Source organism: Limosilactobacillus gorillae (assembly GCF_001293735.1).
In the GTDB taxonomy this organism is placed as follows: Bacteria; Bacillota; Bacilli; order Lactobacillales; family Lactobacillaceae; genus Limosilactobacillus; species Limosilactobacillus gorillae.
On sequence record NZ_BCAH01000010.1, the window covers coordinates 1 to 19,870 of the forward strand.

Here is a 19,870-nt window from a genome sequence, read left to right on the forward strand (position 1 = left end):
CAAAGGCCGCGGCCTTTGAGGAAAAGGTAATGGCTTACGGACGGATGCTCCAGGCCCAAACAGATACTATTAAAGCAAGTGGCGATGAGCTCTCTATGCTTTTAACCGAGGCCAACGAACGGATGGCTGACATGGCAATGGCAGAAGCCACTAAGCTCCTTGGTGACTTCGTCAAGGAGGCCTTTTTAAAGGAACGGCTCCAATTTTAGCGGCGGGTAGCGAACGGGCGTTCAATTCGGTATAATATAATTGAGTTTATAATTACTCGATTGAAAAGGAGAATATTAATGAAACGCCGACACAAAATGAAGAGGGGCTGGCGCTGGCTAGTGGCCTTTGCCGTCCTCTTTGCCTTGGCCTCCGGGATCCCGGGCAAGGCTGATACAACGACAAATACGACTCCGAACGCCCAGACCCTTGCGGCTAGGGTTAACTCCTGGATGCACAGGCGCTCCTCGTCGAGCCAGTCGAGTTCGATGATCACCCCCAGCCAGCAAAAGGCGGAGTCTGTTTTAACCCCGGCTGTCAAAGAACAGCTGGGTAACTCGATTGTCTGGAACGGGGCAGGGGCCTTCATTATCAATGATAACAAGACCAACCTTAATGCTAAGATCAACAGTGCCCCTTACGCCGTTGACCGTTTGGATAGTCAGGGACGGGCATGGCAGGGGGATGCCTGGTTAAATAAAACAACGCGCCAATACAGGAACCGTTCTGAAACTGGTAATGGTGCTACCAATTGGAAGCCAGCCGGCTTCTTGCAGGCAACTAACCTCAAGAATGGGCCATCCCATGCATACGATCGCGGGCACCTCTTAGGGTATGCCCTAGTGGGGGGAATATCTGGTTTTAATGCTTCGGAATCCAACCCAAAGAATATTGCCACCCAGACTGCTTGGGCGAATGAGGCTCGCTCGGCGGATTCAACCGGGCAAAACTACTACGAGGGGCTGGTCCGTAAAGCCCTGGACCAGGGTAAGCAGGTTCGTTACCGGGTGACAGACATTTACGATGGCAATAATCTGGTTCCATCCGGCGCCCACATTGAGGCTAAGTCTAAGGATGGTAGCCTTCAGTTCAACGTCTTTGTTCCTAACGTTCAAAATAACATCACCATTAACTACAGCACTGGGGCTGTTAGCTACCAGTAGCAAAAACTCCCGATAGCCACTTGGCCTATCGGGAGTTTTTTTATCCTCCAGGAAATTACTAAGGGCGTTGCTGGTTAAATATGAGAAAATCACAATCTAGGCAAGCGAGTGAACATGTCTTGTGGTAAGATAAAATTATCATGTGACTAAGATGAACCCAGATGTTCATTGGTCCGCCCTTGAAAGCGGCACCATTTTAATGGTGATTTATTACTTACTTAGCAACAAAGGCAGCCACGGGACCATGTGAAAAATGAGAAAATGATCCTGCGGTTTAATCAAACAATAAAGAAGGTTTATTTGATGACAAGCTCCAAGAAGACCACCCAACCGCGCGATCTTCATAAAATTTACGTTCTCCACGACGGCCAGCCGGCTGAAATGGGGATCAAGGAGATTTTTGATCCGGGAAAATATACCCAGCTGATCGCCATGACCGGGGCAGTAACCCCCAGCTTTATTAACACCTACCTGCCAGAATTCGTGAAGGTCGAAATTGGTCTGGGTGCTCTGCAAACGGCTAACGACTACACGGCTACAGAAACAATTACTAAGGACGCTTTAGCAACAGCAATGTTGAACGCTGCCAATAAGGAACCTGCAAAACTCTTTCACGCCTTAACAAGTCAAATGCAGTTAAACGCGGTTGCCGGCCTGTTAAAGCTCGATATTTCGCCAACGCAGGCCGTTCATTCCCGCTTCTACCTGCTGAGTAATCCAACAACCAGCCAAACCCGGGTGGTGCTGGGCTCGGTTAACTTAACGGAGGATTCCTTTGATCCGGCTCACAACCGCTATGAAGAGGTAATTATTTTTGATAATAACGCCCTTTATGACAGCCTTAATAATCACTTCAAAGTCGACATGCTGCCGGTGATGCAACCATATTTCACCAACGAGTTACTCAACGCGGCTGAAAAGCAACTTAAGGCTCTCAAAAAGGATAAGGAGGCCGATGCCAGCCAGGTGGTGATCCTTTCAAACGAGGAAACCGATCGGATCGCCCAGATTGAATTGACCAACCTCCTAGTTAATGATATTCAACACCAAATTGACCGCGACCTGGTTGACCCAGAATTACCACTGGGGCTCCGAAACGTAACGGTTAACTATGCCGTCGAAAAAGATGAGGCCCAGCGGACACTTGAACAGCGTGAGATGATCCTCAAATTAGAAAAGGAGGCCGTCTCCCCACGAGCAGCCCACCCGAAGTTGCGGGAACGGGCCCAGATCAATAAACGGGTTGTGGAGGCCTTTGAACAGGCGGTCACCCCTGAGGACCTGGCGGTTGAAAAGAAATACACTACCTTCTTGTATGACCGGCCACTGGAACGAAACATCGCTCGCAATACGACTGGACTGTACACACCTAACGACACCGGCTCCTACCCGCTACCATTTGGTAAGCTTGCTACTGTTTCAGAGATCCGGGAGGGACTTCACCAGATTGACGCAGTTATTCAAGGCTATGCCAAGTTCGTGGTTGATTACACTCCTGAATATGGGCGCCGCTTCTTTGAGGCGATTCTGTACGGCTTTACTGCTCCATTCTTATGGGAAATTCGAACCAAGGCCAGCCTTAATCCCGAGGATGGTAACGACGTGCCGAACTTCTTGATCCTGGGAGCCACGGCCGGATCCGGAAAGTCAACCTTATTGCGGATTATTAATCAGTTAACCTGGAACACATCCAATTCGATGATTGACTTTGGAACGATTTATGATACGGAGGCGCCCCAACGTAAGGCCAAAACGGTCCAGGCCTTGGAAGCCTACATGAAGCAAGGCTCCAGTTACCCGGTTTTAATCGACGAAATTGAACCTTACTTCTTCCAACAGCCACAGTATAGTCGCCACCTGGTGGTGGACACAATGAATCAACTGGTTAATAGTCCAAAGCCAATTGCACCGTTGATTGGAACCACCAACTACAACGGGGGCTTTTCGATGGCGCGGGAAACAGCACGGCGGACCTATTACCTGCAGCTGGACAAGGTTATCGATGCTCAGCAAAAATCGGCAGCCACAAAGTACATCTACAACGTCCGTAAGATCTTGAATAACACCCTGTTTAAGGACTTTGTGGTCCGGATGGCGAACCTCTTAGAAGACGACCAGACGCCGTGGCGGACCTACAACAAGGAGAGCGGGTTACTTGACTTTTTGGCCATGCCACGCCAAATTTTCAGGGAATACTATCAAATGGTAAACCAGCCACTGCCAGATTACTTTAACGACGGAATCTTTGACGACTTCCGCGAAAGTTCGCGGAACCGATGGGCTAAGCTTTACTTAACCCAGGAAAGTGACTTTGTCTACCGTAAGGAAAACAACAGCTTACTGTTTGACATCTCCAAACTCAATTCCTTCAATGGGTTTACCCAGGATGCGGTTGAAGAATACCGTAGCTCCCTTCCAATTGAGATCTGCGTGGACGGAATCAACGGGAAAACTGGTAAATTTGTTGAACTTAAGGCCGATGCCTTCTACAATTGGTTAGGAATTCACAATCCGCACATGGCGGTTCCGGCGGGGGTAACCGTTCACGAAAACTTTGAGGTTAACGAAAGTCAACAGGTTCCAAGTGCCATTGAACAGGGACAGGTTAATAAGCCGAAGAAGCGCGGTTTTTGGGCGCGCCTGTTTGGTTAAAGACTTCCCAACAGCCTCACAAAAGCAGAATAATGCAGGATAAAGGCCCCTAGCACTTTGCTAGGGGCCTTTATCAAACCGCGGCCTTGTGCACACATAATCTAACTAGCGCTCTGTTAGAAAAAAGGGTATGATGGTCAAGGAAGAGAAGGGGCGGTAACCATGCTCAAGAAGGTTTTACGCCGTGTAGTAATCATTTGCGCGGTTATTATTGTTGCATTGGTAGGCATTCAGCTTTACCTGCTCCGGGGAACGCCGAGTAAAGCAATTACGGCGACCAACCCATCGATTAGGTATTCCAACACACCAACCCTCCTAATCCCTGGATGGGGTGGGAATACGTGGACGTATACTAAATTAATTAACTACTACCAGGACCACAACGTTGCTACTAACGCAATGGTGGTTCGGGTGGCACCAACCGGAAACGTCCAGGTTTCCGGTAATATCAAAGGTAAGCAAAATCCGTTAATTCAAGTCCTCTACGACTGGAATTATTCCACGACCTACCAGCCCCAGGTACGGGAATTAACCCAGGTTCTACGGGTACTAGCAACTAAATACCATGTTGATCGGTTAAACGTAATCGCCCATTCATACGGAGGGACGGAGCTTTTGCACGCCTACATTGGTTCTAAAACCCTCCAAAAAGAAATTGCCTTGCAAAAGGTGGTCTTTTTGGGTGTCCCAGTTGATGAATCGTTTGGAACCAACACTAAGTACACGGCCTGGCTGTTTAAAAAGTCCCACGACCGAATGTTTAAGACCATGTTAAAAGAAGTTAAGGAAGCTAGTTTGCCGAAGGGGCTTGTCTTTTACAACTGGATGGGGAGCGATGAGGGAAAGTCAACGACGGACGGGGAGGTTCCTCAAATACAGTCGCTAATGTTGAAGACCCTGATTAAACACAAACACGTTAAGTACCATCAACACATTTTTGTCAACACTTCACACACCGAGCTTCACCAGCACGTGAAGATCATCAGGCGAATTGAACATGTCATTTGGGGAAAGGACTAGTTAATCGTGAAAAAAGAGCTTCATCAAGTTACTGGATTGTTGTGGAAGGGCGAAAATGAAATGGCGTTGTACCGTCAGTTAAAAGACCTTGCTGATCGAAGGGGCCAATCCATAAGCAAAACCGCCAAGGAACTGGTCAAAGAGGGACTGATTAGAGAAGCCGGTCCCGACCATCAAAATTAATAAAGGAAGAGAGAACAATATGCTATATGCATCTAACGTGCTCCTAGATGGCATTCAACTGTCTGAAACAGAGGAACCCAGTCCCATAAGCTTAAGCGACTGGTCAATTCGGCCGATTACGATCAACGATATCCCCATGATCCTCGCTGTTAACCATCTCACCTTGATGCCAGCTATCATCCCGGGGACCGAATTCTTGCGGGTGAGCGTCGAAAAGGTCCTGGCCCAAGTAGTCAAGCAAATGTGTTATCAGCTGGCAATTAATCCTGACAAGACTAAGCGCTACGCAGAAACGATTACCACTGGAAAGGTGACCTTCCGTAACAGCAGTACTGATTTTTTGCTCGAACGGGCTTTTCGTTACTACATCAGCTCATTTGAGCAACTAACTCCTGAAGAACTTGAAGGTTACGAGAAAAACGATCTCTTGGTGGGCTTGGCAATTGAATCCGTTACTCTAGCCGATCAAGAACGGTTTGGCCGTCAAGAAACCCCAATGATTAATTTTACCGACCGGGTGGTTAATCAGGTTCGGATTCCAATTACCACTAAAAATAAAGAGAACCGCTTGATTAAACGCTGGCAAGCCCTTGATAACGATGTGCAACTAGCAAACCCTTTGGATGCCTCTTTGAGGGCCGATCAGGAAGTTTACGATCAGTTAGTGGGGATTAATACCGAGCTAATCAGTGACTTAATGGTTTGGCTTGATTCTTTCACGACCACTGATAAAAGTGAGACCCAGCGGATCAAGGACTCACTGGATCAATTTTTAAATGATTACCTAACGCAACACTGTCCGATGAGCATCATTGACGACTTGACCTCGCCAACTGATTTTCTCCTGCAGTGGGAGGCCCTTTCACCAGAAGATACCGATCCAAAACCGATTTTGGTGGCGCTTCGCTACTTGATCATGTACATGCAGTCAGCCAAAATGATCTCCGTCAAGGACAGCCGTATTTTAATACGGGCGATTCAAGTTGTGATTGCTGACTACTGGGGAGAAGAACTAAACGTTGACTTAAATCTAGGCTATAAGCACCTACAGGGGCAGCCTGATAAGACGACCCAGGAATTTATTGATTTGATGAAAAAATTTCCGGATGCTTTTTATGACTTCTTAAGAAATCTCTCGCCCCGTGAACGCCTAACGATGATCGACCAATTACTACAACTCAATAAAGAGGATGCTAAATCAAGCTGGGAGGAAGACAATCTTTGAAAAGCAGATGGCTTATCGGAACGGCTCTTGGCCTACTTGCGGGAATTGGACTTACCGGGATTCGTCCCCGGGTTATACACGCTCCGGAAGTAATATCGACCACTAAGCGGCTCCAATTAACCTTAAAGGACGTTTTAAAGTCTAATCACATCAACGGAATTATTTTGATTGGGAGCGGTGACCGCCCAACGGTAATTGAAAACGAACTAGTTGGTAAAAATAGTCGGCGTTTAGTATCGTTAGAGCGCTACTTCCCGACGGCCTCCTTGCAAAAGCTTCTGACGGGCTTGGCGGTTTACACTTTAGTTAAGGAAGGGAAGTTGTCGACCAACACGACCCTAGCCCGCTTTTACCCCCAGATTCCCCATGCTAAGGAAATCACAATTGGGAACCTGATGAGTCACACCTCAGGACTTTCTGATACCCAGACAATTGCCCCGCGGGTTTTGATGTCCCAACAAGAACAGGTTGCCTATTCACTGAAACATTTTGCCTCCAGCGGGAAAACTAGTTGGAATTACTCCAATATCGATTATGTTTTACTAGCATCGATCGTTTCAAAAGCTAGTGGGCAAAGTTACGATCACTTTGTAAGGGAGCAAATTCTTAAGCCCTGGGGGATTACCGAGATCAAACCCTTCACCGCGCTTACGGCTAACCAAATCAGTAAGAGCCTTTTACCGACGGCCTCCTGGACGGGGCTACGCCGAGCAATGTCAGCCACCTTTGGGGCCGGAAACTACCTCGCCACACCAAGGGGGTATTGGCAGCTGGTTAGCCACCTGATGGATGACCCAGCAGCAAGTAACTGGCTCCATCGGCATGCGGACGAAAAAACCGTCACCTATTTCGGGGGAGTCTATTTTAGTGGTAATACCTTTCACGCTAATGGGGGCTACGCTGGTTACTCCGCAATTGCATCGGGGGACCTTTCAACGAAGCGACGGATGATCTTTTTCACTAATAACGTGAACCTGGGAACCGCTAAGAATATCCGAACCCAGCTCAATCGCTATTACTACAGTAAGCAAGCGCAAGAACTTGACTAAGGGGATGTTTAAATGCTCAACCATGACTTTCGTTACCCAGACACTGCCGCCTTTGATTTCGTTGTTAAACGGCTGGCGGAGCGGGGGGTTGATCTACACCGCTTAAGCGAGATCGCTTATGATTTACAACACAAATTTGAGCCCGCCATTTCAAAAGATGAATGCTACCAAGAGCTGATTAACGTCTTACACAAGCGTGAATTACTCAATAACGCCATGGTGGCTCTGGAATTAGACCGGCTTGCCGAGGAGGGGCAAATTAAAGAACCCCTCTTATCAATCATTAAAAATGACGCCGGTGTCTTTGGGGTTGACGAAGCCCTCGCCCTTCAAACTGCCAATATATATGGCACAATCGGGGTGACTAACTTTGGCTACCTAGATCGCTTAAAATATGGCATCATTAAACAATACGATAGCGATAATGAACACGTTAATACCTTTATCGATGACCTCTTAGGTGCCATCGTTGCTGCCCTCTGCGGTAAGCTCGCCCATAAGTACGCCTAAGGGTTAGGGGATTACATTCTATTCAAACGTCACCATTACAGTATTAAATAAGCCCCCGCTTTGTAGCGGGGGCTTATTTAATAACCATTATTTGATTTGCCGGTTGGCAACGTCGGTTTTTAGGAGCTGGTAAAAGGCAGCAAACAGAGGAACAGTAAACATCATCCCGAAGATCCCGGAGACCCCACCCCCAACCATGACGGCAACGAAGACCCAGACACTGGGGAGACCAATGGACTTACCGACGATTAGCGGGTAGGTAATCCGGTTGTCAAATTCCTGGAGGCAGATGATCATTACCAGGAAGATCAGGGCTTTAATTGGGGAAACCGCAAAGATCACAATTACCCCAATGCTGGCTCCCATTATAGCCCCAATAATTGGAATTAGGGCGGCAACGGCCGTCACGGCCCCGATCATTGGGGCATAGGGGAGTTGGAAAATCAGCATCAAAATGGTGCATGAACACCCTAGCACAACGGCATCCTTAACCTGACCAACGATGTAGCTGGAAAAGGACTGGTCAAAGACCGTTAGGACTCGTTGAATTCTCTCAGCCTGCTTAGGCAAGTAAGTGGTTACCAGGAGCTTAAACTGGTGGGCTAACCGGTCCTTAAAGAGCAGGACGTAAATTGAAAAGAAGATTGCCACCGCAGTAGTTGTTAGGGCTGAGACAACCTTACCAGTCGTTGACATTACTGTGGTTAGAGTTCCGCTAGCCCCGTTTAAAACGTAACTTTGAACCTTAGACCAGTTAACCTTGCTCAAGTCAACTTGTTGCCACAGGCTCTTAAAGTAGCTCTCATTTTCAAGCCAGTGAATAAACTGGGGAATTGCCTTACTTTGCCCGGAGAAAAGGAGTTTCAGGCAGGCAATTAGCTGAGGAGCAACAATACTTGAGACAAGACCAATGACCACTAAGATTGAAAGGTAAGCTAGACAAATAGCGACCACCCGGGTAAATTTGAGTGCCCGGGGTCCCTTAAATGTCCGCCGGTATAGGGATTCATAGCGTACCATTAAGAGGTTTACGATGTAAGCAATCACACACCCAATCAGAAGGGGTAAGGAGGCTGAAAAGATGGTCCCTAAGAAGCGGGCCACGTTTGGCCAGTAAGTAATCACGAGGTAACAAACAAAGAACGCACCTATGAGTGAAAGATATGGAAGGTTTGTGAGCCATTTTTTCATGATAATTCTCCTTAACGGTAGATTAGAGTGGCTGCACCCATTCCACCACCAATGCAAAGGGTCGCTAGTCCCCGCTTAGCATTCTGGCGGCGCATTTGATAGAGGAGGGTGACTAAGATTCGTGCGCCTGAGTCGCCGAGCGGGTGGCCCAAGGCAATGGCCCCACCATTGACGTTGACCTTAGCTTCATCAAGGCCTAGTTCGTGTTCGCACACGATCGCCTGGGCCGCAAAGGCTTCGTTAATTTCAACCAGGTCCAATTCTTTAGGGCTTAGCTGGGTCTTACTCAAGAGCTTTTGGGTGGCTGCTAGGGGACCAATTCCCATGATGGACGGTTCCACCCCGGCCAAGGTTCCGCCCTGCCAGTAGCCAAGGATCTCCTTACCCTCGGCTAAGGCCCGCCGTTCGCTCATTAGGATTAAAGCAGCGGCGCCGTCATTTAATCCGGATGAATTACCAGCGGTAACGTCTCCGTCCTCCTTAAAGACTGGCTTGAGGGTGGCCAACTTTTCTAGTGAGGTGTCACGAATGGCCTCGTCCGCGGTGACTTCGACGGTATGCTTACGTCCCTTGACGGTAACTGGTACAATCTCGTCTTTAAAACGGCCCGCGTTCTGGGCAGTTCGAGCCCGGACCTGACTCTGCATGGCAAAGTGGTCGAGTTCCTGCCGGGTAACTTGGTATTTCTCAACTAGATTTTCAGCTGTACACCCCATTGGGTAGTGATAAAAGGCGTCTTCCAAGCCATCTTTATACAGTGAATCGACCAATTCGGCGTTACCGTATTTGTAGCCAAAGCGCCCCTTAGGAACCAAGTAGGGGGCCGAAGACATGCTTTCCGTTCCTCCGGCAACCATCACCTCGGCATCACCCATTGCAATCAGTTTGGCCGCTAAGTTGACGGCATGCATCCCCGACCCACACATAACGTTAACGGTGGTGGCGGGAACGGTGACGGGTAAGCCAGCGTTAACACTAGCCTGGCGTGCGACATTTTGCCCCTGGCCGGCTTGAATGGCACAACCGAGGTAAACTTCATCAACCTGACTAGGAGCTACCTTAGCGCGGTTTAAGGCGGCTTGAATGGCAACTGTTCCTAACTGAGCCGCGGTCATAGTGGCTAGGGAACCACCGAGCTTTCCAATCGGTGTCCGTGCAGCTCCAACGAAAACGACTTTTTCCATACTTATCAACCCTCATTTGCTCAATATTAACATACCTATATATTGTAACTAAAAGAAGGAGGGGTGACTACTTTGATCACTCCCCCGGTTTCAATTAGCTTTCCAGGTAACTAATTACCTGGGGTAAGATTTCTTCTGCTTGGGCCTGCCCCTGTTCGTATAACTGACGAATCTTCTTGACATTGCCTTCCAGGCGCTTAACTTTAATTGGCTTGGTGGGGGCAATTACGTAAACTTGCCCGGCTTGCTCCAGTTCCTTAAGGTCAGCCACTTGCTGGTTATAGGCTTCAGGCCGGGCGATCCCTACTTCAGCAAAGGCCGGGTAATCCTTGAAGGTGTGACGATACATTTCGGTGAGGACCCGGCTAGTGGGTTTCTTTTGGTAATCGCTTGACCGGGTCCGAACCACGACGATTTTATCAAATCCTTGGGACTGGGCAACGTCAAAGGGGATTGAATCGGCAACGCCCCCATCCAGACATTTACCGGCAACGGTTTCTTGGGGTTCGGAAACGAAGGGCATTGAAGAAGAGGCCTTCAAGGCATCGATCAGCTCCTGTCCGGTGGGGTTAGTGAAGGTGACCGCCTTGCCAGATTCAAGGGCGGTGGCCACGATCGTAAAGTCCGAGGCCGAACGGCGGTAAGCCCGTTCGTCAAAGTTGTTCCAGTCCCAGCCGTGATCTTCAAATAGGAAGTCCAGGTTTAAGATCTCTTCACGCTTTAATAGGCGTAAAGGAGAGATGTAGTCGCGATCGTGGCGGTAGTGAGTGTTAACGTCAACCATCCGTCCGTATTGTTTAGACACGAAGTTGGCACCACAAAGGGCCCCGGCCGAGACCCCAATGACCGATTTAAATTCAATGTGGTGCTTTAAAAAGGTATCGGTGACTCCGGTCGAATACTGGCCGCGCATTGCTCCACCTTCTAATACTAAGGCAGCGTTATATAGCATCTTAAATCCCTCCATTAGATAAACTATCTTGCATTATAGCATCAAAATTAGTCTTTACATAAGTAGCGACTTTCATTTAATTAGTAAATCTAATTGATGGATTGCCTTTTTCTGGTAAAGAGGTCCCCGGGCAGGGTTAATCACTTAGCGCCGGGGGATTGAAAGCGTTATAATCAACCCTAAATCAAGAAAGGCTTTACAAAGGAGAACAAGAGATGAAACCAGGAACTTATCGGGTAAAAGCACACGGCCACGGGACTTCCTTTATGCCAATGACAGTCACCTTAACCACGGACCAGATTAAGGATATTCAAGTTGACGCCAGTGGGGAAACCAATGGGATTGCTGATGAAGTTTTTAAGCGTTTGCCAAACCAGATTGTTAAGGGGCAGACCCTGAACGTTGATACCGTTGCTGGGGCCACTATTTCATCCAGGGGCGTTGTCGACGGGGTTGCTGAAGCAATTAACCTGGCCGGTGGGGATGCCACGGAATGGAAAAAGCGGGCTAAGCCGAAATCGTCGGATGAAGAACGGGCTCGCACTACTTCTCAACAAGAAGAATACACCACCGATGCGGTAATTGTTGGGGCCGGAGGTGCTGGACTAGCAGCCGCCACCCGAAGCATTCAGCATGGTAAACAAGTTATCGTCTTAGAAAAATTCCCACAAATAGGGGGGAACACTACTCGGGCCGGGGGACCAATGAACGCTGCTGAGCCCGAATGGCAAATGGGCTTTGCCCGGTTAACCGGTGAAGAAGCGACCTTGAAAAAATTAGCTGACCTTCCAATTGATCAGATTGATTCCGAATACCAAGCTGACTTTAAGAAGTTACAGGCCCAAATTAAAGACTACATCAACTCTGGAGCCAAGTACCTCTTTGACTCAGTCTTACTTCATGAGATTCAAACCTACTTGGGTGGTAAACGGACGGATCTGAACGGCCAAGAAATTCACGGTCAGTATAAACTGGTCACAACCTTGGTTAACAACGCCCTTGATTCTGTCAAGTGGTTGACTGACCTGGGCGTTAAATTCGATCGAACGGACGTCACCATGCCGGTCGGGGCACTCTGGCGGCGGGGACATAAGCCAGTTGAACCAATGGGCTATGCCTTCATTCATGTCCTGGGCGACTGGGTCAAAGGGCACGGGGGCACGATCCTGACTGAAACCAAAGCTACCCACCTGCTAGTTGAAAACGGTAATGTTGTAGGGGTAAGGGCCCAAAAAGCTGACGGGACCCAGGTAATTGTTCATGCCCCTGCCGTCTTCTTAACAGCCGGGGGATTTGGGGCTAACACACCGATGGTTCAAAAGTACAACACCTACTGGAAACACATTGACGATGATATTGCTACTACCAACTCCCCAGCCATTACTGGTGACGGGATTAAACTGGGGCAGGAAGCAGGGGCCCAGTTGACTGGGATGGGCTTCATCCAGTTAATGCCCGTTTCTGACCCAAACACGGGAGAACTGTTCACCGGCCTTCAGACGCCGCCAGAGAACTTTATCATGGTTAATCAAGAGGGGAAACGCTTCGTCAATGAATTTGCTGAGCGTGACACCTTAGCGGCAGCAGCAATTGCTCAGGGAAGCCTCTTCTACCTAATTGCCGATGATCAAATCAAGGAGACGGCTTATAATACAACACCTGAGTCAATTGAAGCCCAGGTTGCAGCCGGGACCTTGTATCGAGCAGACACGCTGGAAGATCTTGCCAAACAGGTTGGAATGAATCCTACGACCCTTGTTGAAACGATTGCTAAGTACAATTCCTATGTGGTGGCGGGGGATGACCCCGAGTTCCACAAGAGCGCCTTCCACCTTAAATGTGAAAAGTCGCCCTTTTACGCAACCCCTCGTAAGCCAGCCATTCACCACACGATGGGTGGTCTGGCGATTGATGAATCCGCCCACGTCCTGGATAAAAATGGCCGGGTGATCAGGGGGCTGTATGCCGCCGGGGAAAACGCAGGAGGTCTGCACGCTGGTAACCGGCTTGGCGGTAATTCACTAACTGATATCTTTACCTTCGGCCGAATCGCTGCTGATACTGCTAACGAAGAAAGTAAATAGGGCCTTCTAGATACTGAAATACCCCAGAATTATCAGACGTCAATCTAATGATTCTGGGGTATTTTTGTATATTTTGTATATATAGAGGAATGATATCAAATGAGTATATCCAATCAATATCATTCTAAACTTAAAAAATTACCAAATAGACTTAACCACGTCCATCTTGGAACGCGGGATAAAGTGTCATACCACCATCAACGAATAAGGTAATACCGGTGACATAACTTGATTCATCAGAAGCCAACCAAGCCGCAGCTGCCGCAACTTCTTTTGGGTCACCAATTCGTTGCATCGGGATCATGCTAGTCGTTGTTTTTAGTTGTTCTGGGTCTGTAAATTTCTCAGCATTGATCGGTGTATTAATTGCACCTGGCCCAATTGCATTGACCCGGATATTACGAGCGGCATATTCCATTGCAATCGTCTGGCTGAATAATTTTACACCGCCTTTACTTGCTGCATAGTGAGCAAATGTTGGCCATGGAATCTGTTCGTGAACAGAGGACATATTAATAATGTTACCCTTCTTATTATGGGAGGTGAAGTAGTTCAGCGCAGCTTTTGAGCCTAAGAACACCCCAGTTAAATTAACATCAATGACCCGTTGCCAATCTTTAAGTGATAATTCAGTGGTAGGATGTTGATTTTCCATACCGGCATTATTGACCCAAACATCCAGGTGATCATATTGTTTCACTGCCGTATCAACTAACTTTTGAACGCCCGCTTCAGTTGAAACATCAGCTTGGACTGCAATTGCTTGACCGCCCGTAGCGATAATCTTTGTAACCACTTGCTCCGCACCTTGCTGGTCAGAATTATAGTTAATGACAACGCTCATACCTTCTTTACCATATCGTTCGGCGATTGCATTTCCAATACCCTTGGAACCGCCCGTTATAACCGCAACTTTTTGTTTTAAATCTTCGTATACCATATTAAATATTCTCCTCTGTGATTTATTGACCATTTTTTGGATTTTACTACCAGTTAATGCATTTACACCAAAACGATAACTATAAGAATTGTTTTATGTGGAGATTCTACTTTATAGTGTAGGAGGATTCTTTTAAGCGTTACAAAAAAATTGAGTTAGTGGTATTATTATCACTAATAGAATTTATGCATTGCTACTGTCACTATATTTATCAATAGTATCTATGCCTTCACCACCCTTAATATTTTGTGGGTTATTATATCACATGGTTACGAGACCTGAGACTCTGCTGTCTTTACTCAACCATATTATTTAATGATCATTCAGAATTACCTTTCTAAATTAACTAGTAACCTTGCCCCAGGCCAACAGCACTGCTATATTTAGATATGATTTATTTTATTAAATGAGGGAAGGCGATTGAATGACAAAATCTAGCAAGGGGATCCTACTAGCAATCTGTGGTGCATCCTTGTGGGGCGGTTCAGGGGCCGGAGCCCAGCTACTTTTCGCTAGTGCCCTGGTTTCAGCAACCTGGCTGGTAGCGGTGCGGTTATTGATGGGAGGCTTAATCATGACCGCCATCGCGTTAATCAAGGATCGAGCCCAAGTCAAGCGGCTCTTGACCACCAAACGAGACTTGGGACTCTTGATTGCGTTTGCTTTTTTGGGAATGCTTAGCTCACAGCTGACCTACCTACTAGCAATTCAAACCAGTAATGCCTCGACGGCAACTGTGATCCAGTATCTGCAACCAGTTCTGATCATTATTTGGTTCGCCTTTAAGAATCAATCCTGGCCCCGGCGCTTGGACGTCTTTTCCATCGCCTTGGCTCTAATCGGGACTTTCTTTTTGGTGACTGGGGGACGGATTGATTCCCTAACCTTGACGCCGGTGGCATTGTTTTGGGGGTTAATGTGTGCTTTAGCAGCTGCCATTTATACGGTACTGCCCCAGGGATTACTAACTCGTTATGACACCTTGACGGTGTGTGGGCTAGGGATGCTAATCGGAGGGGTCTGCCTAAGCCCCCTTTTGATTATGACACCCTTGCCACGCTTGACAGCCTTTGACTGGGGAACCGTTGTTTACATTGTCTTATTTGGGACGATCCTTTCCTACACCCTGTTTTTAAGCAGTATTAATTACATTTCTCCCGCTGTTACTGGGATGTTATCGGCCTTTGAGCCTCTGGTGGCGACTCTTTTAGCGGTTTGCTTTTTAGGGACTCGGCTAACGATGGCCGGGATCTGGGGCTCGATTTTAATTATCATGTGTACACTAATTCAATCGCTACCGCTAAATCGGCTATCAAAACTTTTTCATCGTCAAAACAGCTGATGGATCGCCTTTGGTAATCGATAAGGATAAGTGAGATACAACTGGATGCGAAATCAGATCACGATCACTGAGCAGGGGCTAATGATTAAACCACGGGGGCTTGGGAAGCTCTGGGCGCTAAAAGGCTCGCTGATGGTCCCGTGGGAACATGTTACTGGGGTCAAGATGGATTCAACCGCTTTTAACGAGCGTAAGGGAATTCGCATGCCGGGGACCAGCATCCCTGGCCATTATTATGCCGGATCTTTCTATCGTGATGGACAACGAACCTTTTATAATGTTAAACGTTCGGATGAGATTATCATCATAACATTAATAAATGAAAAATATAGCCGTCTTATTTTAGGGGTTACTGATGGTCAATCAATCATCAAACATGTGCGGAACCACATGAAAGAGCAAGCATAAAAAAAACGGTATTTAGCCTAGAGCTGAAATACCGGTTTTTTACTGTAGATCTTTTGACAGATCCGGTCGCTGTCACTATCAATGCAATCAAGCAGGGAGATACCTATAGTGATTGTGCGAACGTTGAGATTTTCGTCGGCAATTATCCGAATTATTTCTTGAATCTTCTCAACAGTGAAATCACGGTCTTCCGGGACGCCAACCATCATCATTGTGAAGTAGCCATTCATGATTGTTTTGGAAACATCCAAGATATTAATTGAAGCCTTGGCAAGGTAATGGCTTACCCCGGCAATGATGCCGACCCGATCCTGACCAACTGTTGTCACAATCGCTTTCATCTTATTCACCTCATAGGATTAATTTTCTCTAACGAAACGATTAACCGAACTAAATTGTAATCAATACCGCAAACGTTCGGCATAAAAATCATTCTTAGTGGTTGACAGACAAAAAGTAACTGGTTATAGTTAAAGCACTTTGAAGGGAGGGAATCCACATGAAGAACTTATACACTAAGCAAGCATGTTGTTGTGGAGCGCGTCAATTATACGTGAACTCCACTTTTTGGTGTTCCCTCCAACGGGAATAGGCTTAATCCGGGGTAAGTGTAATTGGCGCTGATTCATTGTGAATCGGCGCTTTTTTTGTTCCTAGAATCCGAAAGGAAGACGATAATGCTAGTTCAAAATGTATATCAATTAATTGGGCATACCCCATTGTTAGAAATACCAATTGAGGTTCCCAACGAAAGCCATATCTTCGCTAAGCTCGAGATGTATAATCCAGGGGGCTCGATCAAGGACCGGCTGGGAATGACTCTGATCGAAGACGGGATTGCGAAGGGGCTAATCAAAGAGACAACCACCATTATTGAGCCAACCGCTGGTAATACCGGGATTGGGGTTGCGCTGGCGGCTACCAAGCACCATTTAAAAACCATCTTGGTCGTCCCCAAACACTTTAGCTTTGAAAAGCAAGCCCTAATGAAGGCGTTGGGAGCAACGGTGATCAACACCCCAGATGAAGATGCAATGGCTGGGGCAACTAAGAGGGCGCTTCAAATTGCCGAAAGAATTGAGGACGCCTACGTTCCTAACCAATTTACAAACTTTGATAATCCGCATGCCTACGAACACAGCCTGGGTCCGGAGATCATCAGTGACTTAGACGGCCGACCGATTGATGCCTTCGTAGCGGGAGCGGGAACCGGTGGGACCCTTGTCGGAACGGCTAAAGCTATCCAAAGCGTCTCCTTAAACACTTACACAGTGGCTGTTCAGCCCCGTGGCTCCATTTTGGATAACCAACCTAAGGGGCCACATCGAACGGAGGGGATTGGAGTTGAACAGGTACCGCCCTTCTTTAAAGACGTTCGAATTGATGAGGTACAAACGATCCCGGATGAGGTGGCCTTTGGCTGGGTTAAACGGGCGGCTAAAGACCTGGGGCTCTTGATTGGTTCATCGGCGGGAGCCGCTCTGGCCGCTAGTCTCAAGGTAGCTGAAAAACTACCGGTTGGTGCTAACATTGTCACCATTTTTCCTGATTCAAGTGAACGGTACCTAAGCGAAAATATTTACGATTAAGATTAAGGAGATTTCATCATGAGAATTAACACCCAACTGATTCACGGCGGTATTAGTGAGGATCCGTACACTGGCGCGGTTTCTACGCCAATTTATCGTTCATCGACCTTCCACCAGCATACCCTGGGTGGTAACCCCAAATGGGAGTACGCCCGTACGGGGAATCCAACCCGAGCTTCACTAGAGCTAATGATGGCTCAATTAGAAGAAGGAGTTGCTGGCTTCGCCTTTGCCTCCGGATCGGCCGCCATCCATGCTGTCTTCTCCCTCTACTCCAGTGGTGACCACTTTATCGTTGGTAAGGACGTGTATGGGGGAACCTTCCGCTTGATCAATAAGGTTCTAAAGCGGTTTGGGCTTGAATTCACGGTCGTTGACACCCGAGACCTTAGCGCCATTGAAGGGGCGATTCAAGATAACACAGTTGCGGTTTACCTTGAAACACCAACGAACCCGCTTTTAGAGGTCTCAGACATCCAGGCCATTGCAGAAGTTACCAAGGCGCACGGTTTAAAGGTGATCATCGATAACACCTTTGCTACCCCCTATAACCAACGCCCGTTAACCCTAGGAGCGGATATCGTCGTTCACTCCGCCACTAAGTACTTAGGAGGCCACTCCGACGTTGTTGGGGGAATTGCCGTTACTAGCGATCAGGGAATTGCCAAACGGTTGGCCTTTATCCAAAATTCGATTGGGGCTGTACTGGGGCCTGATGATTCTTGGCTTTTGCAGCGGGGGATTAAAACACTAGGGGCTCGGATGCGGGTCCACCATGCCAATACAGCGGCCATAATCAACTTGTTAGAACAAGATCCGCGGGTGGCCCGGGTATTATATCCCGGCTTATCGGATTTCTCAGGCCATCAAATTGCTAAAAAACAAATGGATAACTTTGGGGCAATGGTTTCCTTTGAGCTTCAGGAAGGGTTATCAGCTAAGAAGTTTGTCGAAAGCCTGCAGATAATTACACTGGCCGAGAGCCTGGGCGGCATTGAAAGCTTGATTGAAGTTCCATCAGTAATGACGCACGGTTCAATCCCACGGGAGGTTCGCCTGGCGAATGGGATTAAAGACGAGCTAATCCGCTTATCCGTTGGGATTGAAGATGAAGAAGACCTATTGGAGGATTTAAAACAAGCCTTAGATCAACTAGAAGAGGGAGGAAATAGAAAGCTGTAATTTCGTTGCTACTTCCTAAAAAGAAATGAAGCCTAGTAGTTCATTTTCCACGAACTACTAGGCTTCATTAGCATTAAAGGAAGTTTACAAATTTTTTGTTATAGTACCCTTAGCCAACTTAGTCGATATCATTACAAATAACTACTGGCTTGATTAAGTCAGCTGGCTTGTGGTGCATTAATTCGATAGCATCCGGGATCCTGTCAAAACCTTCGAAGCGGTGAGTAATCATCAGGGAAGGGTCGATCCGCCCATTAACCACTAAGGCGGCTAGCTTTTCCATCCGCAGACGGCCACCCGGCATCAAACCACCATGAATGGTCTTGTGGCCCATACCCACGCCCCAGTCACCGGCGTTGAAGACCACGTCATCGTGACCGTTCAGGTAGTTAACGTTCCCAATTGAGCCACCCGGCTTGAGCATCCGAACGGCTTCTTCAAAGGTATCCTTAGCGTTCCCACCGGCAATCAGGACCTTATCAACCCCTTGGTTGTCAGTTGCAGCCAGGATCTGATCGGAAATTCGGCCGTTATGATAATCAACGATGTCAGTAGCCCCGTACTTTTGAGCGACTTCCACCGTCTTAGCCCGAGAACCAACCGCAAAGACGCGCCCAGCCCCGTGGAGAACAGCCCCCCGTAAAGCCATCAGACCGACCGGGCCAATCCCGATTACAGCCACAGAGTCCCCAAAGGTTACACCGGCCATTTCCGAAGCGTGCAAACCAGTTGGAATCATGTCCGAAAGCATGCAAGCTTCAGCAGGGTCGATTTCGTCTGGTAGGTGAGCTAAGTTCCCATCGGCATCGTTAACGTGGAAGCGGGTAGCAAAGACCCCATCCTTGATGTTGGAGAACTTCCAGCCGCCCAGCATTCCATCAGAGTCAGTGGCATACCCTGCTTGGGAATATACATCAGACCAGTTTGGCGTGATGGCTGGGACTAAGACCCGGTCGCCCGGCTTAAAGTCCTTAACATCAGAGCCGACTTCAACTACAACCCCACAGGCTTCGTGACCTAAGATCATATTCTCTCGCGGTCCGAGGGCATCTTCGAAAACCGTATGAATATCGGAGGTGCACGGGGCAACGGCTAGTGGCCGAACCAGCGCATCGCGGCTACCAACCTTTGGATCTTCCTTTTCAATAAAGCCCGTCTTGTTTGGGCCAAGCATTGCAAAACCTTTCATACAATGACTACCACCTTTC

18 protein-coding genes and 1 pseudogene are annotated in these 19,870 nt (G+C 47.8%); 13 read left to right on the forward strand and 6 right to left on the reverse strand.

Annotation, left to right across the window (positions count from 1 at the left end; all coding sequences use genetic code 11):
* The 8 genes and pseudogenes from AOQ57_RS01610 to AOQ57_RS01640 all read left to right on the forward strand — a co-directional run.
* Positions 1-209, forward strand: a pseudogene (locus AOQ57_RS01610) (C69 family dipeptidase); the annotation flags it as partial.
* 78 nt (positions 210-287) lie between these two features.
* Complete coding sequence (locus tag AOQ57_RS01615) at positions 288-1,151, forward strand: DNA/RNA non-specific endonuclease (protein ID WP_093624559.1); 864 nt, start codon at positions 288-290, stop codon at positions 1,149-1,151.
* Between the two features lie 303 nt (positions 1,152-1,454).
* Complete coding sequence (locus AOQ57_RS01620; protein ID WP_093624561.1) at positions 1,455-3,803, forward strand: Aq_aa27 family P-loop NTPase; 2,349 nt, start codon at positions 1,455-1,457, stop codon at positions 3,801-3,803.
* Positions 3,804-3,965: 162 nt separating this feature from the next.
* A complete protein-coding gene (locus tag AOQ57_RS01625; RefSeq protein WP_093624564.1) occupies positions 3,966-4,823 on the forward strand; it encodes an alpha/beta hydrolase in 858 nt (285 codons plus the stop codon).
* Positions 4,824-4,829: 6 nt separating this feature from the next.
* Positions 4,830-5,006: a hypothetical protein gene (locus AOQ57_RS08235; protein WP_167336622.1), complete on the forward strand. Its 177-nt coding sequence runs from the start codon at positions 4,830-4,832 to the stop codon at positions 5,004-5,006.
* Between the two features lie 19 nt (positions 5,007-5,025).
* Positions 5,026-6,231 (forward strand): hypothetical protein, encoded by a 1,206-nt coding sequence (locus AOQ57_RS01630; protein ID WP_093624566.1) that lies wholly within the window; start codon positions 5,026-5,028, stop codon positions 6,229-6,231.
* A complete protein-coding gene (locus tag AOQ57_RS01635) occupies positions 6,228-7,280 on the forward strand; it encodes a serine hydrolase domain-containing protein (protein ID WP_093624569.1) in 1,053 nt (350 codons plus the stop codon). The genes AOQ57_RS01630 and AOQ57_RS01635 overlap by 4 nt, the downstream gene beginning before the upstream one ends.
* A gap of 12 nt (positions 7,281-7,292) precedes the next feature.
* Positions 7,293-7,790: a phosphatidylglycerophosphatase A family protein gene (locus AOQ57_RS01640; protein ID WP_093624571.1), complete on the forward strand. Its 498-nt coding sequence runs from the start codon at positions 7,293-7,295 to the stop codon at positions 7,788-7,790.
* A gap of 87 nt (positions 7,791-7,877) precedes the next feature.
* Here AOQ57_RS01640 and AOQ57_RS01645 read toward each other — a convergent pair whose 3' ends face one another.
* From AOQ57_RS01645 to AOQ57_RS01655, 3 genes are all read right to left on the reverse strand, one after another.
* Positions 7,878-8,981: an AI-2E family transporter gene (locus tag AOQ57_RS01645; protein WP_093624573.1), complete on the reverse strand. Its 1,104-nt coding sequence runs from the start codon at positions 8,979-8,981 to the stop codon at positions 7,878-7,880.
* A gap of 11 nt (positions 8,982-8,992) precedes the next feature.
* Positions 8,993-10,165 (reverse strand): acetyl-CoA C-acetyltransferase, encoded by a 1,173-nt coding sequence (locus AOQ57_RS01650; RefSeq protein WP_093624574.1) that lies wholly within the window; start codon positions 10,163-10,165, stop codon positions 8,993-8,995.
* 94 nt (positions 10,166-10,259) lie between these two features.
* Positions 10,260-11,117, reverse strand: coding sequence for a patatin-like phospholipase family protein (locus AOQ57_RS01655; RefSeq protein ID WP_093624576.1), 858 nt, complete (start codon positions 11,115-11,117; stop codon positions 10,260-10,262).
* A 215-nt stretch (positions 11,118-11,332) separates the two neighbouring features.
* Here AOQ57_RS01655 and AOQ57_RS01660 point away from each other — a divergent pair, with 215 nt between their 5' ends.
* Complete coding sequence (locus AOQ57_RS01660) at positions 11,333-13,201, forward strand: flavocytochrome c (protein WP_093624578.1); 1,869 nt, start codon at positions 11,333-11,335, stop codon at positions 13,199-13,201.
* A gap of 151 nt (positions 13,202-13,352) precedes the next feature.
* Here the strand turns inward: AOQ57_RS01660 and AOQ57_RS01665 are convergent, their stop codons facing one another.
* Entirely contained in the window at positions 13,353-14,141 is a 789-nt protein-coding gene (locus tag AOQ57_RS01665) for a glucose-1-dehydrogenase (RefSeq protein ID WP_093624580.1), read from the reverse strand.
* Positions 14,142-14,565: 424 nt separating this feature from the next.
* On the opposite strand from AOQ57_RS01665, the gene AOQ57_RS01670 reads away from it, so the two are divergent.
* Together AOQ57_RS01670 and AOQ57_RS01675 are read left to right on the forward strand one after the other, a co-directional pair.
* Positions 14,566-15,483 carry an EamA family transporter gene (locus tag AOQ57_RS01670; RefSeq protein ID WP_093624582.1) on the forward strand — a complete coding sequence of 306 codons (918 nt, stop codon included), beginning with the start codon at positions 14,566-14,568 and terminating at the stop codon, positions 15,481-15,483.
* Between the two features lie 45 nt (positions 15,484-15,528).
* A complete protein-coding gene (locus tag AOQ57_RS01675) occupies positions 15,529-15,891 on the forward strand; it encodes a PH domain-containing protein (RefSeq protein ID WP_093624584.1) in 363 nt (120 codons plus the stop codon).
* 17 nt (positions 15,892-15,908) lie between these two features.
* Here the strand turns inward: AOQ57_RS01675 and AOQ57_RS08380 are convergent, their stop codons facing one another.
* The gene (locus AOQ57_RS08380; protein ID WP_093624586.1) at positions 15,909-16,232 is read right to left on the reverse strand and encodes an ACT domain-containing protein; all 324 of its coding nucleotides are present in this window, start codon (positions 16,230-16,232) and stop codon (positions 15,909-15,911) included.
* 336 nt (positions 16,233-16,568) lie between these two features.
* Here AOQ57_RS08380 and AOQ57_RS01685 point away from each other — a divergent pair, with 336 nt between their 5' ends.
* A complete protein-coding gene (locus AOQ57_RS01685; protein ID WP_093624588.1) occupies positions 16,569-17,480 on the forward strand; it encodes a PLP-dependent cysteine synthase family protein in 912 nt (303 codons plus the stop codon).
* An 18-nt stretch (positions 17,481-17,498) separates the two neighbouring features.
* Positions 17,499-18,662, forward strand: a complete 1,164-nt coding sequence (locus tag AOQ57_RS01690; protein ID WP_093624590.1) for a trans-sulfuration enzyme family protein — start codon at positions 17,499-17,501, stop codon at positions 18,660-18,662.
* Positions 18,663-18,780: 118 nt separating this feature from the next.
* On the opposite strand, the gene AOQ57_RS01695 is transcribed toward AOQ57_RS01690, so the two are convergent.
* The gene (locus tag AOQ57_RS01695) at positions 18,781-19,851 is read right to left on the reverse strand and encodes an NAD(P)-dependent alcohol dehydrogenase (RefSeq protein ID WP_093624592.1); all 1,071 of its coding nucleotides are present in this window, start codon (positions 19,849-19,851) and stop codon (positions 18,781-18,783) included.
* Positions 19,852-19,870: the final 19 nt, after the last annotated feature.